Genomic DNA, 13667 nt, shown 5'->3' with positions numbered 1-13667 from the left:
TGAGCCCCCAGCCGGCAAGTCAGAGGATGACCATGGCTGACGCGGGGCTGAGCGTGCGAGCCCGCAGTTTGCCGATTGGCAGTTGAAAGGGATGACAGTGCCTGATCTGTTCGTGGACCTGCGGTCCGACACGGTGACCCGACCCACCGCCGGGATGCGGGAGGCGATGGCCGCCGCTGAGGTCGGTGACGACGTCTACGGCGAGGACCCGAGCGTCAACGCGCTGGAGGCCGAGGTCGCCGCGTTGTTCGGGCACGAGGCGGCGCTGTTCGCCCCGAGTGGTTCGATGGCGAACCAGATCGCCCTGCAACTGCTGGTGTCGCCCGGCGAGGAGTTGCTCTGCGACGCCGACGCGCACGTGGTCACGTACGAGATCGGCGCCGCGGCCGCGTACGGTGGGATCTCCTCACGGACCTGGCCCGCGGTGGGCGCGGACATCGACCCGGAGGTGGTGGCCGGGATGATCCGGCCGGACGGTTACTTCGCCGTCCCCACCCGCGCGATCGCCGTCGAGCAGACCCACAACCGCGGCGGCGGCGGAGTGATTCCGCTGGCGACCCTGCGGGATCTGCGCGGGGTGGCTGACGAGGCGGGCGTCGCGCTGCACTGTGACGGCGCCCGGATCTGGCACGCGCACGTCGCCGACCGGGTGCCGCTGATCGAGTACGGCCGGCTCTTCGACACGCTGTCGGTGTGCCTGTCCAAGGGCCTCGGCGCGCCGGTCGGTTCGCTGGTGCTGGGCAGCGCGGAGAAGATCGAACGTGCCCGGCTGATCCGCAAGCGGATGGGCGGGGGCATGCGCCAGGCCGGCATTCTCGCCGCCGCTGGTCGGTACGCGCTCGCGCAGCACATCGACCGGTTGGCCGACGACCACGCGAAGGCGGCCCGGCTCGCCGAGGCGGTCGCGCCGTTCGGTGTGCTGGCCACCACGGTCCGTACCAACCTGGTCGCGCTGGACCTCACCAAGCACACCCTTGACGCGCGGGCCCTGGCCGCCGCGGCGCGGGCCGAGGGCGTACTGATCTCGGTGCTCGGCCCCCGTACCGCCCGCCTGGTCACCCACCTGGGCCTCAGCGACGCGGACATCGACCGCGCCCTGGCAGCCCTACCCCGCATCCTCGCCGCAGCCTAACCCCACCCACCCCACCCCACCCCACCTCACCCGGGGTGGGTGGGGGTGGGGTGGGAGGGGAGTTGGTGGGGAGGGGTGGGTGGGTTACGGGTGGGACAGGCGGGTGAGGGTGGCGATGTCGGCGGCGTGGCCCACGTGCTTCTCGCTGGGGGTTTCCACCACGATCGGGACGCCAGCGGTCGCCGGGTGCGCCATCAGCTCGGCGAAGGCGGGCTCGCCGATGCTGCCCTTGCCGATGTTCTCGTGCCGATCCCGGGTGGAGCCGCACAGATCCTTCGAATCGTTGGCGTGGATCAGCCGCAGCCGGTCCGCGCCGACAGTGGCCACCAGGGTGTCCAGGGTCGACGTCATGCCGCCCTCGGCCGCCAGGTCGTGGCCGGCCGCCCAGGCGTGGCAGGTGTCGAAGCAGACCCCGAGCATGGGGTGCCCGTCCACCGCGTCCAGGTAGGGTCCGAGTTGCTCCACCCGGGAGGCCAGTGAGCGGCCACCGCCGGCGCTCGGTTCGACCAGCAACATCGGCCCGCCAGCGTCGGCAGCCCAGTCGAGCAGCGGCAGCAACACCTCGCGGACCTGTCCCATCGCCGCCTCGGCGTGCCCCTCGTCCACCGAACTGCCCGCGTGGAACACCACCCCGCGCGCGCCGATCGCCACGCCCCGACGAAGCGCGTGGGCCAGCGTCTGACCCGACTTCTCGACGGTGGCCGGCGTGGGCGAGCCGAGGTTGACCAGCAGCGCGGCGTGGATGAACGCGGGAATGCCCCGCTCGGCGCAACCGTCGCGGAACAGCGCGTCCTGCGCCGGGTCGCCGTTGGGCAGTGCCCAGCCTCGCGAGTTGGAGACGTAGACCTGCACCACCTGCGCACCGGTCGCGTCGACGTACGGCAGGGCAGCCTTCGCCAGCCCACCCGAGGTCGGAGTGTGCGTGCCCACCGGCCGCGCGGAGATCGGCGGCATCAGAAGCACGTCAGTGTGACCGGGGTGCCGGGTGCCACCTGCGAATTTTCGCCCGGGATCTGGATCCGGACCACGGCGTTCGGGTTGATCGCCATCGTCACCGGGTAGCCCTGGCCCTCCAACGCCTGCTTGGCCTGCTGGCACGGCAGGTCGATCACCCGCGGCATGACGACCAGCGGCGGGCCCTTGCTGACGTCCAGCTTGACCTCGGTGCCCTTCTCCACGCCAGCGCCATCGGCGGGGCTCTGGCCGAGGACCTCGTCCCTCGGCTTGTCGGAGTCCTTGTAGTTCTCCTTCAGCACCAGGTTGAGCTGGGCCAGGGCCGTCCGGGCGTCGGTCAGGCTCTTGCCGACCAGGTTCGGCACCGTCACCGGCGCCCTGCCCCGGCTCAGAATGAGGGTGACCTTCGCTCCGGGTTTGACCTCGGTGCCCACCTTGGGGGAGCTTTCCACCACGACCCCGGCCGGCAGGCTGTCGTCGTAGCGGGGGGTGCCCTTGGCCACCACCAGCTTCACGTTGACCAGGTCCGCCTCGGCGAGCTCGAACTCCTTGCCGATCACATCCGGTACGGGGAAACGCTCCGGACCGAGGGAGAGGGTCAGGGTGATCGTGCCACCCTTGACGATCTCGGCGGCGGACGCCGGGCTCTGCTCCAGCACGCTGTCCTTCGGGGCTTTCTCGTCGAAGCGCGGCTCAGCGTACTCGACGAGAAGCCCGGCGCGGTCGGCCTTCGCCTGCGCCTCGGCCTTGCTCAGGCTCACCAGCTGCGGAGCGTCCGTGTAGCGGCCGACGCCGAACCACCAACCCCCGAGCGCGGCCACCAGGCCCAGCGTCACGACGACCGCCGCGACGGCCAGCCGGCCACGAGGGTTGCTCAGCACCGTGCTGCGCAGCACGGCGAGCCGGGCGCCCAGGCCTTCCGCCGGCTCCGGGGCGGCCCGACGCCGCCCCGGCCCCTGGCTGCTGGCGCCCTCGGGCAGTCGCGCCCACGACGGGCGGTTGGCCGGCTGGAGCGTCGCCACCATCATGGTCGGCTGGGAGAGCGACGGTGCGTCACCGACCGGGCGGAGTACTGCGGTGTGGCTGTTGGCGTCGCCCAGGCGATCCCGGGCCACCTGCACCTCGGCCAACAACGCGCCAGCGTCGGCGGGCCGCGCCCCCGGGTCGCGGCGGGTGGCCCGCTGCACCAGGTCGTCGAGGACCGACGGCAGGCCCGGCACCAGCGTCGAGGGCGCCGGCACGTCCCGGTCGACGTGCTGCCAGGCGACGTCCACCGGGCGGTCCCCGTCGTACGGCACCCGGCCGGTGAGCATCTCGAACAGCACGATGCCGGCCGAGTAGACGTCGGTGCGCGGATCGGCGCGGCCCTCGGTGACCAGCTCCGGGGCGACGTACGCCACGGTGGCCATCAGCTGGTTGCCCTGCTCCTCGTCGGCGCTCGCCTCGACCGCCCGGGCCAGCCCGAAGTCGGCCACCTTCACCACGCTGTCGACCAGGTTGGCGACGCCACCGGTGGGCGCTTCCGCGACCAGCACGTTCTCCGGTTTGACGTCGCGGTGCACGAGACCGGCCCGGTGCGCGGCGGCGATCGCGGCGAGCATCTGCTCGGCGATGGCCAGCGCCTCGTCCGGGTTGAGCCGGCGACGCTCGGCCAGCACGTCACGCAGCGTGCGGCCACGGACGTACTCCATCACCAGGTACGGGAGGCCGGCGTGCGTGCCCTGGTCGTAGACCGCCACCACGTTCGGGTGGGTCAGCCGGGCGATGGTCTTCGCCTCGTCGGTGAACCGGGCCACGAAGTTGGCGATCCGGGCCCGGGCCTCGCTCGCCTGGGTCGGGTGAATGATCTTGACAGCGACGGTGCGCTCGAGGCGTTCGTCGGTGGCGGTGTACACGGTCGCCATGCCACCACGGGCCACGCGACCGCGAATGCGGTAGCGCCCGTCGATCAGCGAGCCCAGCAACGTGTCGGCGACCTGAGTGTCCATCGGCAGGCAGTCTATGTGTCCAGAGGGTGAAGGATGAACAGGATGCTACAGCCGTACGCCGAACTGGTCCCTCCCGCCGCGTTTCCCGCCCCTTGTTCGCTGGTCAGCGGCGATCAGGCAAGAGGACGCAGAAGGGCCGCCCGGGGTGCCGGTGGCTCGTCGCGGCGGCGGCGTGGCAGGGTGGTCGGGTGACCGAACCCGTACCCGACCAGGCCGCGCCCGGCCTGGAGCTCGCCGGCCCCACCGACCCGGCCGGCTGGTTGACCCTGCCCGACGTCGCCGAACGCCTCGACGTGTCGATCAGCAAGGTGCACCAGATGATCCGTGACCGGGAGCTGTTGGCGGTCCGCCGCGACGGCGTCCGCCGGATCCCAGCGGACCTGGTTGCCAACCAGACCGTGCTCAAGCACCTGCCCGGCGTGCTCAACCTGCTTGCCGACAACGGCTACGACGACGAGGCCGTCCTGCGCTGGCTCTACGAGCCGGACGACACCCTCCCCGGCGCCACCCCAGCCGCCGCCCTCTCCGGCGATCAGGCCCGCGAGGTGAAACGCCGAGCCCAGGCCCAGGGCTTCTAACCCCGCGTTGATCGTGAGGTTGGTGGCGCGGCACGCCGGGGCGACGGCCGCCAACCTCACGACCAAGCCTGGAGGCGGGGGCCGGATGGGGTTAGTCGGACCGGCGGGTTGCGGCTATGGCCAGGTCGACCAGGGCTTGGCGGGCCTCGGTGTCGAGGTCGACGGCGGTCAGGGCGGCCAGGGCGGCGTCGGTGAGTGTGGTGATCCGCTGTTCGGTACGGGCCAGCGCCCCACTTCCCGAGATCACCTCGCGGAGCCGGGCCACGCCGTCCTCGTCCAGCTCCGGGTCGCCGAGCCGGCCGAGCAGCAGCTCACGGCCCGCGTCGTCGGTGGCCTCCACTGTCGCCGCCACCAGGTAGGTGCGCTTGCCCTCGCGTAGGTCGTCCCCGGCCGGTTTGCCGGTCAGCTCCGGGTCGCCGAAGACCCCCAGCACGTCGTCGCGGAGCTGGAACGCCTCGCCCAGCGGCAGCCCGTACGCCGAGTAGGCCGTCCGCACGTCCTCCGGCGCGTCGGCCAGCGCGGCGCCGAGCAGCATCGGGCGCTCGACCGTGTACTTCGCGGACTTGTACCGGGCGACCTTGCTGGCCCGTTCCACCGAGGTGTCCCCGGTGACCTGGGTGAGCACGTCGAGGTACTGCCCGACGGTGACCTCGGTGCGCATCTCGTCGAAGACCGGCCGGGCCCGGGCCAACGACCACAGGTCCAGGCCGGCGGAGTGCAGCAGCTCGTCGGACCAGACCAGACACAGGTCACCGAGCAGGATGGCCGCGGCGTCGCCGAAACCGTCCGGGTCGCCGCCCCAGCCAGCCTCCCGATGCCGGGTGGCGAACCGTCGGTGCACCGCGGGCTCGCCGCGACGGGTGTCGGAACGGTCCATCAGGTCATCGTGGATCAGGGCGCTGGCCTGGACGAACTCCAGCGCGGCCAGGGCGGTCAGCACCTGGTCGCCGTCCAGCCCGCCGGCCCCTCGGAACCCCCAGTACGCGAATGCGGGACGGAGTCGCTTGCCGCCGCCGAGCACGAACGCCTCGATCGCCTCGGCCACCGGACCCAACGCGTCGTCCACCGCGGCGAGCCGGACCCGTTGGCCGGCCAGGAACTCGGTGAGAGCCTTGTCGACCCGCTGCCGCAGGCCGGCGCGGTCGACGGGGGACACGGGAGCAGCGTGGGTCACGCCCCGACGCTAGCCGGTCGTCCGTGCTCGTGCTCCACCGCCACGCGTAGTCCCGCCGGTGCGCCCGGGACCCGTCCGTCCGGCCGGTCGCGCGCCGGCCGCCGCGCCGCGGCCCGGCCCGGTGGCCCGCGTCGAGCCGGCTCGACGGGTCGCCGCGGCGGCCTCCGCGAGCACCACCAGCGGCACGTCCAGGACGACGGCGAGCCAGCCGAGCCAGAACCCGCCCGGCACGCGACGCTGTCGCTCCCACCGGGAAACCTCGTGCCGACTCAGCGTCGACACCCCGGCGGCGGCACACAACTCGGCGGCGGCTCGCTGCTGGCTCCAGCCACGGGCCAGTCGGCGCCGGGCCAGCAGCGGCCCGAGCTGCGCGGGGCGCGGCGGTGCGGGCGGGATCATGAGTCCTCCTGGCGGGCGTCGGTGCGGTGACGACCCACCCGCCCGACCGGACGGGACCGGCGTCACCGCTCGGTTGCTGACCCCCGCGCGGGGGTCAGGGGCCACCCCCGCCGCCCCTCCCGCACCGTCTCTTCCTACAGCGGAGGTACGACGCCTTTCCGCCGTCGGTCGAGGCGCGCCGCGACACCGCCCACCGGCTCACGGCGGATCCGGGCGACACCGCCCACCGGCTCACGGCAGACCGGGTGAGGCCGCCCACCGGACCGGGCGGCACCGGCCGCTGGGTGGGAAGGGCCTGGGTCCTGGTGCCATCGACCGCTAGAGTCGGGTCGTGGCGCTCGGTCTTCCCTCGACACTCCCCAATCCGCAGCCGGCGATCGGGGAGCTCATCCGTGAGCACCAGCCGACCTTCTCGTTCGAGTTCTTCCCGCCCAAGACCGAGGCGGGGGAGCAGCTGCTCTGGCAGGCCATCCGCGAGCTGGAGTCGCTGCGCCCGTCGTTCGTGTCGATCACGTACGGCGCCGGCGGCTCGACCCGGGACACCACAGTGGCGGTGACCGAGCGGATCGCCACCGAGACCACCCTGCTGCCGATGGCCCACCTCACCGCTGTCAACCACTCCGTCGCCGAGCTGCGGCACGTGGTCGGCCGGCTCGCCGGGGTGGGGGTGCGCAACGTGCTGGCTGTCCGTGGCGACCCCCCGGGCAACCCGGGCGGTGAGTGGATCCGTCACCCCGAGGGCGTGGACTACGCCGAGGACCTGGTCCGGCTGGTGCGTGACGCCGGCGACTTCAGCGTCGGCGTGGCTGCCTTCCCGTACAAGCACCCCCGCTCGCCCGATGTGGCCAGCGACACTGCCCAGTTCGTCCGCAAGTGTCGGGCCGGCGCGGAGTTCGCGGTCACCCAGATGTTCTTCGACGCCGACGACTACCTGCGGCTACGTGACCGGGTGGCCGCCGCCGGCTGTGACACCCCGATCCTGGCCGGAGTGATGCCGGTGACCCAGTTCAGCACGATCGAGCGATCCGTGCAGCTGTCCGGTGCGCCGTTCCCACCGGCGTTGGCGGCCCGCTTCGAACGCGTCGCCGACGACCCGGACGCCGTCCGCCGGCTCGGTATCGAGCAGGCCAGCGAGATGTGCCGCCGGCTGCTGGACGAGGGCGTGCCGGGAATCCACTTCATCACCCTCAACCGGTCCACCGCGACCCGCGAGGTCTGGCAGAACCTGAAGGCCGGCGCCCGCGTGTGAACGATGCGCCTGCGACACCTGTTGCCCGGCACGACGGTTGATCCGTGGTGGGCACACAGCTGAACTGGGATCAGTACGCCACGGCGTGGGCGCGGTTGCACGGTGGGTTCGACCCTCGGGTCGCCGCGCCGGTGGTGCGCGCCTGGCTGCGATTCGCGTACCACGTCGGATATGTGCTGGGTCGACTGCGGGTCAGCCCCACCGCTGTCACAGTGGCCGGGGTGCTGCTCTGCTTCTGCGTACCGTTGCTGGTGGGCCGGCCGGGGGACGGGCCGTTCCTCGGCGCGCTGTTCGTGCTGCTCGCCGCCGTGGCGGACAGCGTGGACGGTGCGGTGGCGGTCGCCACCGGCCGCACCACCCGGCTCGGCTACGTCTACGACTCGGTCGCCGACCGGCTCGGTGAGGTGGCGTGGCTGCTGGCGTTCTGGCTGGTGGGCGCGCCGGGTGGGCTGGTCGTCGCGGGCGGCGCGCTGTCCTGGTTGCACGAGTACGTGCGGGCGCGGGCGGTCGCCGCCGGCATGCGGGAGATCGGCGCGGTGACAGTGGGGGAACGCCCCACCCGGGTCTCGGTGGCGCTGGCCGGTCTGCTGGTCGCCGGGCTGGCCGGGCTGATCGAGCCGGACCTGGCCGCCGGCACCATCACCATGGCGACAGCGGTCTGGGTGCTGCTGGCCGGTTTCGGCCTGGGGCAACTGCTCTCCAGCATCCGCCGCGCCCTGCTCGACGCCGACTGAGTGAGCCAGCGGCCGCCAACCGAGACAGACACCGGCTGAAAGGCCGGGTCTACCAGGCGGGGCCGATCTCGTCGGCGACGATCTGCGCGGAGAGGGTCACCATCGGCAACCCGCCGCCCGGGTGGGTCGAGCCACCCACCAGCCACAGCCCGTTCGCCGGCCCCCGGTTGGCCGGGCGGAGCAGCCCACCGGCGGTGCCGTAGATCGAGCCACCTGGCGCGCCGGTCGCCACGTCCAGGTCTGCCGGGGTGCGGATCTCGCGGAACAGCAACCGGTCACGCACGTCCACGCCGCGCCGCGCCAACACGTCCAGGATCCGGTCGGCGTACGCGTCGGCCAGCCCCGGGCGTCGCCAGTCGACAGCGCCTGCGGCGGTGCCCTGCCGGGCGGCGTTGACCAGCACGAACCACGCCTCGTGTCCGGCTGGGCGGACCATCGGGTCGTCGGCCACTGTGACGAACACCGCCGGGTCGGCCGCCGGCCGGGCCCGTACACCGCGCCCGGGGTCACCGAATACCGCGTCGAACTCGGCGTCGTAGTCGTCCGGGAAGAAGACATTGTGGTGGGCCAGCCCGGTGCTGCCGGAGACGCCGAGCAGCAACACGAAGCCGGCGAGGCTGCGGTCGGTCAGCGCGGCCAGCCGACGCGGGTGCGGCAGCAGGTCACGGTAGACGGTGAGCGCGTCCACGTTGGCCACCACCACGTCGGCGGGCACCGGGGTGGTGACGCCGGCGAGGCGTACCCCGTGCACCCGGCCGCCGGTGGCGTCGATCCGGGTGACGGTGGCGTCGGTCTGCACGACCACGCCGAGGTCCAGGCAGCGGGTCAGCAGCGCGTCGGCGAGCGTGCCCAGCCCGCCGCGCAGGTACCAGCCGCCGAAGGCCAGCTCGGCGTAGGGGACCGCGACCAGCGCCGCCGGTGCCCGACGTGGGTCGGCGCCGGTGTAGGTGGCGTACCGGTCCAGCATCATCCGCAGCCGCGGGTCGGACAGGTGCCGGCGGCCCAGGCCGCGCAGGCTGCGGCCCGGGGCGATGGCGGCCAGGTCGCCGACGCGCCAGGCCAGCGACGCGAGGTCGCGGGGGGAGTCGACGGTACGGCGCAGGATGTCCCGCGAGGAGGCGTTCCACACCCGCGCCGCTCGGCGCCACAGCCGCTGCCAGTCGGCTGCCGCCCGGTCACCGAACGCGGCCCCGATCCGGGCGGTGAACTCCGCCGGGTCGGCGCACGAGTCCAGGGTCGGGCCACCGTCGGGAAAGACGTGTCGGACGATCGGGTCCAGTCCGACCAGGTCCAGGTATTCGTCGAGCTTCGCCCCGGTCGCCTCGAACAGGTCGTGGAAGACCTCGGGCAGGGTGAGCAGGCTCGGCCCGGTGTCGAAGTGGAACGACCCGGCCGGGGTGTCGTGCGCGTACCGGCCGAGCTTGCCGCCGACCGTGTCGGCCCGCTCGAAGACGGTCACCTGATGCCCGGTAGCGGCCAGCCGGGCGGCGGTGGCGAGGCCACCCACCCCGGCGCCGACGACCACGATCCGCGCCATGCCGCGTCCTCCCTAGCTGACCGGGCGGCCCCGCCAGGTCAGGCGGCGTCGCTTTCGCAGATGGTACGACCGCAGGGTCAGCCAACCGAGGACCACGACCGACACGGGGTGTGCGAGCGCGTCGGGCCACCACCGGCCACCGGTCGCGCGGGCGGTGAGCACCCGCCCGGCCACCCCGAGCACGTACGCGGCCAGGCCCACGGCGGCCACCCCCGGTGCGCCGGCCGCCGCACCCGTCAGCGCGACCAGCGGTGGGGCGGTGTAGAGCAGCAGCAGCGCCGCCACCACGGCTGCCGCAGCGCCCGGGTGCCCGAACGACGCCCAGAGCGACTTCGAGTACCCGTCGCGCAGTTGCGGCCAGTCGTCGTACATCCGGCAGGTGGCCAGCCGGGAGCCGTCGGCCAGGGCGATCCGCCCACCGGCCCGCTTGACCGCCCGGGCCAGCTCGACGTCCTCCAGGATCTTGTCGGCGACCGCGGCGTGCCCGCCGGCGGCGGTGTAGCCGGCCCGGTCCACCACCAGGAACTGCCCGCCCGCCGCGGCCAGCGACGGCCGTGACGAGCGTTCCATCGCCCGCAGCGGCAGGAAGGTCAGCCAGAGCCACTGCAACAGCGGCTGCACCAACCGGTCGCCGGCCGTCGCCACCACGATCCGGGGGTACGGCGACAGCAGCGTCGCGCGGGCGGCGCGCAACTCGGTGACGGCAGCGGCCACGGCGTGCGGGGCGAGCACCACGTCGGCGTCGACGAAGACCAGCGCGGTGGCGTCCGGGTCGGCCCGGGTGGCCAACTGCCAGCAGGCGTGCGGCTTGCCCAGCCAGCCCGGCGGTGGGGCGACCCCGGTGAGCAGCGTCACCCGAGGGTCGTCGCCGGCCACCGCGCGGACCACGTCGGCGGTGCCGTCGGTGGACCCGTCGTCGAGGACCACGACGCGTAGCCCGGGTACGCCCCGCTGGGCCAGTAGGGCGCGCAGGCAGGGCGTGACCCGGGTGGCCTCGTCGCGCAGCGGCAGCAGCACGGTGACCGGCTCGTCGACGTCGTCGGGCCGGTCGGTGGGTCGGCGCAGCCACCGGGTGGCGTTGAGCCAGGTGTGCCCGGTCAACGCGGCGAGGGCGATGAGCAGGGCGAGCAGGACGGTCATCGGGTCGCGTCGACGCCGGGGCGGTGTGGCTGGTGGGCCTCCCGACTGGAGTCACCGCCCCCGCGGGCACGCAGGAGGGTCACCGCCAGGGGTACGGCGGTCACCGACATGCCGGCGGCGCCCCAGAGCGCCGAGGCGGGCAGGTCGAGGAAGACGGCGTGGGCCAGGATGCTGGAGAAGTACGTCCACAGGTACAGCGCGACCATCGGGTGGTCCCGCCGATCGGTGTGCGCGGCTGCCGGCCCGGCCAGCGGGCGCAGCGCGCTCATCATCAGCACCGCGAACAGCAGCCAGCCCAGGTAGTTGCTGACCGGGATGCCGGCCAGGCCGGGCAGGGCCGGGGTGGCGTCGCGCCAGACCCAGTAGCCCTCGGCCACCATCTGCGGGTCGAGGAAGAGGTCCCAGGCGGCCAGCCCCACGGTGGCCAGCGCGATCCGCCCCACCCATCGACCCGCAGCGGGCCCGCTGCCGCCGGTTGTCGGCCCGCTGCCGCCCGCCGTTGCGGCAGTGCCGCCGGTCAGTCGGACCGCTGCCAGCCAGGCCGGCCAGGCCATCCAGGTCCAGGCCAACGGAATGATCAGCGGCACGCCGGCCAGCTTGGGGCCCAGCTCTCCGGAGTAGTCGTAGCTGCCGAACGGCACGCCGGTGGCCACCCCGATCGCCTCGATCGCGAACCCGCCGCCGGTGGCCACCGCGACCAGCGCCGCCGCCACCCGTGGGCCCCGGCTGAGCAGCGCGTGGCCGACCGAGAGCAGCCAACCGAGGACGACGGTGGTCACTGTGAGCCCCGCCCGGGTGGTGCCGGTGGTGAGCGGGTAGCAGATCTGGGCGAGCACCAGGACGGCGAGCAGCGTCCAGGAGATCCGCCGGGTCATGACGCCGGTGGCTCGAGCGGCAGATCCCGACCGAGTACGCCGAACGGTCGCTCGTCGCCGGGGAAGTGGAAGTCGCGCAGCACGTCGACGAAGCCGAACCGTCGGTACAACCGCCAGGCCCGCGAGGTCTGCTCGTCGGCCTCCGGGGTGGACAGCAGCACGGTGTCGCCCTCCGCCATGCCGAGCAGCGCGCGCAGCTGACCGGTGCCCAGGCCGTGCCCCTGCGCCGGCGGCCGGACGTGCAACTCGACCACCTCGAAGCAGTGGGTGAGCCAGCGCGTGCGGGTCGGGGTGTCCAGCGCGCGGTGCACCTGGTCGTGCCACCACTGACCGGAAGCGCCCAGGTAGCCGTAGCCGAAGCCGGCGAGGTGACCCTCGCTGGTCAGGCTGGCGACCGCCCGGAAACCCGGCCGGCGGACGTGGGTGGCGATGTAACCGCGCCGGGCTTCCAGCAGGTCGGTGCGGTATCCCATCGCCTCGCCGTAGACGGCCACCACGTCGTCCAGCCGCCGGACGAGATCGTCCGGCGTCCAGCGCACCAACCTCATGCCCGTCCACCCTTCACCGTTTCCGGGCCGCCGTCGGCGACCCACCCGAGCACCGACCGGTCGCCGACCACGTCGCGTACCTCGAACCGGGCGAACAGCTCCTCGGCGTACCAGCCCGCGGTGGGGGTTCGCATGATCGCCGCCCGATGCTCCGGGTGACGGTACGCGAACGCCACCAGGTCCGTCGGGTCGCGCCACACGCTCACCGTGCCCTGCCAACCCAGCGGGGCCTCTCCGACCCCGAACCGGGCCAGCAGGCCGGGCGCGTCGCGCAGGGCGGCGGCCACCGGCGGGATCGCCCGCCAGAAGGTGGCCGCCCGGCGGGCCCGCAGCCGGGCCCGGGTCAGTGCCAGCACCGGGCCGGTGACCCGGCCGCCCGACGGGTCGCCGAACGGTCGCTGGCCGGACCACTCGCCCCGGCTGGTCAACGGGCGTAGGTCGATTCGCGCCTGGGCGTGGGCGATGCGCGCCCAGGCCCGCCCGACCGGCGAGTCGTCGAAGCCGGCCGCCGCGGCGGGAGAGTCCCAGACGGTCAGCGCCGCCCACCGGGTCAGGTCGGCGTCCCGTGGCCCGAAGTCGGTGCCGGTTCCGGTGCCCAGCAGTTTGCCGAACCGGACGCCGGGGAGGGCCCGCAACCGGCGGGGGTCCATCGCCATCCGGGTCAGCGCCCGGGGCAGCGCACCACGGGAGGTCCGCCACACGTGCAGCGTGACCAGCTCCGGAGCCGCGCCGCTGGCTCGTTCGCTTCGCTCGCTCACGCCACCTCGGCGGGGGTGCCGGCGGTGACCCGCAACAGCTCGGTGTAGGTGGTCGGAAAGACCGCCTGGGGTACGCCACCCGCGGCCCAGATCTCCGGGTACGCCGCCAGCGCCGTGTCCACCAGGGTGCGCAGCGGGTGCGGGTGCCCGAGTGGGGCGACCCCGCCGATCGGCTGCCCGGTGTGGGCCCGGACGAACTCCGGGGTGGCCCGGCGCAGTCGGCTGACGCCGATCGATGCCGCCAGACCGGCGGTGTCGACCCGGTGTGCGCCGGAGGTGAGGACGAGCAACGGCGTGTCGTCCGCGTCGAAGATCAGTGAGTTGGCGATCTGGCCGACCTCGACGTCGAGCGCCTCGGCGGCCGCCGCGGCGGTGTGTACCGCGTCGGGCAGCAGACGGACCATGCTGGGCTCACCGGCGCCGTCGAGCGTGCCGGCGGCGGTGAGCGCGTCCTGCACCGCCCGTACGTTCGGGTGTGGCTGCATCCCGCCATTCTTCCCGGTCCGTTGGTGGCCGGTTCAGTCGGCCGGCACGCTCGGCGCGTCACACGTTGCATTTTCGTCGGAGGGGAGGTGTACTGTCAGCAGCAGTTAGAACGAGT

At 73.5% G+C, this 13667-nt stretch carries 14 protein-coding genes; 4 read left to right on the top strand and 10 right to left on the bottom strand.

Features of this window, described 5'->3' with window-relative positions:
• Positions 1-97: 97 nt before the first annotated feature.
• A complete protein-coding gene (locus AB0B94_RS15290) occupies positions 98-1132 on the top strand; it encodes a GntG family PLP-dependent aldolase (RefSeq protein WP_357278173.1) in 1035 nt (344 codons plus the stop codon).
• 84 nt (positions 1133-1216) lie between these two features.
• Here the strand turns inward: AB0B94_RS15290 and AB0B94_RS15285 are convergent, their stop codons facing one another.
• Together AB0B94_RS15285 and pknB are read right to left on the bottom strand one after the other, a co-directional pair.
• Complete coding sequence (locus tag AB0B94_RS15285) at positions 1217-2086, bottom strand: deoxyribonuclease IV (RefSeq protein WP_357278168.1); 870 nt, start codon at positions 2084-2086, stop codon at positions 1217-1219.
• A complete protein-coding gene (pknB, locus tag AB0B94_RS15280) occupies positions 2086-4074 on the bottom strand; it encodes a Stk1 family PASTA domain-containing Ser/Thr kinase (RefSeq protein ID WP_357278163.1) in 1989 nt (662 codons plus the stop codon). The genes AB0B94_RS15285 and pknB overlap by 1 nt, the downstream gene beginning before the upstream one ends.
• Positions 4075-4262: 188 nt before the next feature.
• Here pknB and AB0B94_RS15275 point away from each other — a divergent pair, with 188 nt between their 5' ends.
• Positions 4263-4652: an Rv2175c family DNA-binding protein gene (locus AB0B94_RS15275; RefSeq protein ID WP_357278159.1), complete on the top strand. Its 390-nt coding sequence runs from the start codon at positions 4263-4265 to the stop codon at positions 4650-4652.
• A 91-nt stretch (positions 4653-4743) separates the two neighbouring features.
• Here the strand turns inward: AB0B94_RS15275 and AB0B94_RS15270 are convergent, their stop codons facing one another.
• Entirely contained in the window at positions 4744-5826 is a 1083-nt protein-coding gene (locus AB0B94_RS15270; RefSeq protein WP_357278153.1) for a polyprenyl synthetase family protein, read from the bottom strand.
• 9 nt (positions 5827-5835) lie between these two features.
• Positions 5836-6225, bottom strand: coding sequence for a helix-turn-helix domain-containing protein (locus AB0B94_RS15265; protein WP_357278148.1), 390 nt, complete (start codon positions 6223-6225; stop codon positions 5836-5838).
• Positions 6226-6556: 331 nt separating this feature from the next.
• Here AB0B94_RS15265 and metF point away from each other — a divergent pair, with 331 nt between their 5' ends.
• On the top strand, positions 6557-7474 hold the full coding sequence (metF, locus tag AB0B94_RS15260; RefSeq protein WP_112623915.1) for a methylenetetrahydrofolate reductase [NAD(P)H]: 918 nt from the start codon (positions 6557-6559) through the stop codon (positions 7472-7474).
• Between the two features lie 44 nt (positions 7475-7518).
• Positions 7519-8208 carry a CDP-alcohol phosphatidyltransferase family protein gene (locus AB0B94_RS15255; protein WP_112582773.1) on the top strand — a complete coding sequence of 230 codons (690 nt, stop codon included), beginning with the start codon at positions 7519-7521 and terminating at the stop codon, positions 8206-8208.
• A 49-nt stretch (positions 8209-8257) separates the two neighbouring features.
• Here the strand turns inward: AB0B94_RS15255 and crtI are convergent, their stop codons facing one another.
• Genes crtI through AB0B94_RS15225 form a run of 6 tightly spaced genes read right to left on the bottom strand, consistent with a single transcriptional unit; the run spans position 8258 to position 13551 of the window.
• The gene (crtI, locus tag AB0B94_RS15250) at positions 8258-9745 is read right to left on the bottom strand and encodes a phytoene desaturase family protein (RefSeq protein WP_357278139.1); all 1488 of its coding nucleotides are present in this window, start codon (positions 9743-9745) and stop codon (positions 8258-8260) included.
• Positions 9746-9757: 12 nt separating this feature from the next.
• Entirely contained in the window at positions 9758-10885 is a 1128-nt protein-coding gene (locus tag AB0B94_RS15245) for a glycosyltransferase family 2 protein (RefSeq protein ID WP_357278133.1), read from the bottom strand.
• The gene (locus AB0B94_RS15240) at positions 10882-11760 is read right to left on the bottom strand and encodes a carotenoid biosynthesis protein (RefSeq protein ID WP_357278129.1); all 879 of its coding nucleotides are present in this window, start codon (positions 11758-11760) and stop codon (positions 10882-10884) included. The genes AB0B94_RS15245 and AB0B94_RS15240 overlap by 4 nt, the downstream gene beginning before the upstream one ends.
• Positions 11757-12308, bottom strand: a complete 552-nt coding sequence (locus AB0B94_RS15235) for a GNAT family N-acetyltransferase (protein WP_357278124.1) — start codon at positions 12306-12308, stop codon at positions 11757-11759. Before AB0B94_RS15235 ends, AB0B94_RS15240 begins: the two co-directional genes overlap by 4 nt.
• A complete protein-coding gene (locus tag AB0B94_RS15230; RefSeq protein ID WP_357278118.1) occupies positions 12305-13066 on the bottom strand; it encodes a monooxygenase in 762 nt (253 codons plus the stop codon). Before AB0B94_RS15230 ends, AB0B94_RS15235 begins: the two co-directional genes overlap by 4 nt.
• Positions 13063-13551: a YbaK/EbsC family protein gene (locus tag AB0B94_RS15225; RefSeq protein WP_357278112.1), complete on the bottom strand. Its 489-nt coding sequence runs from the start codon at positions 13549-13551 to the stop codon at positions 13063-13065. Before AB0B94_RS15225 ends, AB0B94_RS15230 begins: the two co-directional genes overlap by 4 nt.
• Between the last annotated feature and the right edge of the window lie 116 nt (positions 13552-13667).

This window comes from Micromonospora sp. NPDC048986 (assembly GCF_040649335.1).
Classification (GTDB): Bacteria; Actinomycetota; Actinomycetes; order Mycobacteriales; family Micromonosporaceae; genus Micromonospora; species Micromonospora alfalfae.
This window is presented reverse-complemented; position numbering and strand designations above follow the sequence as displayed.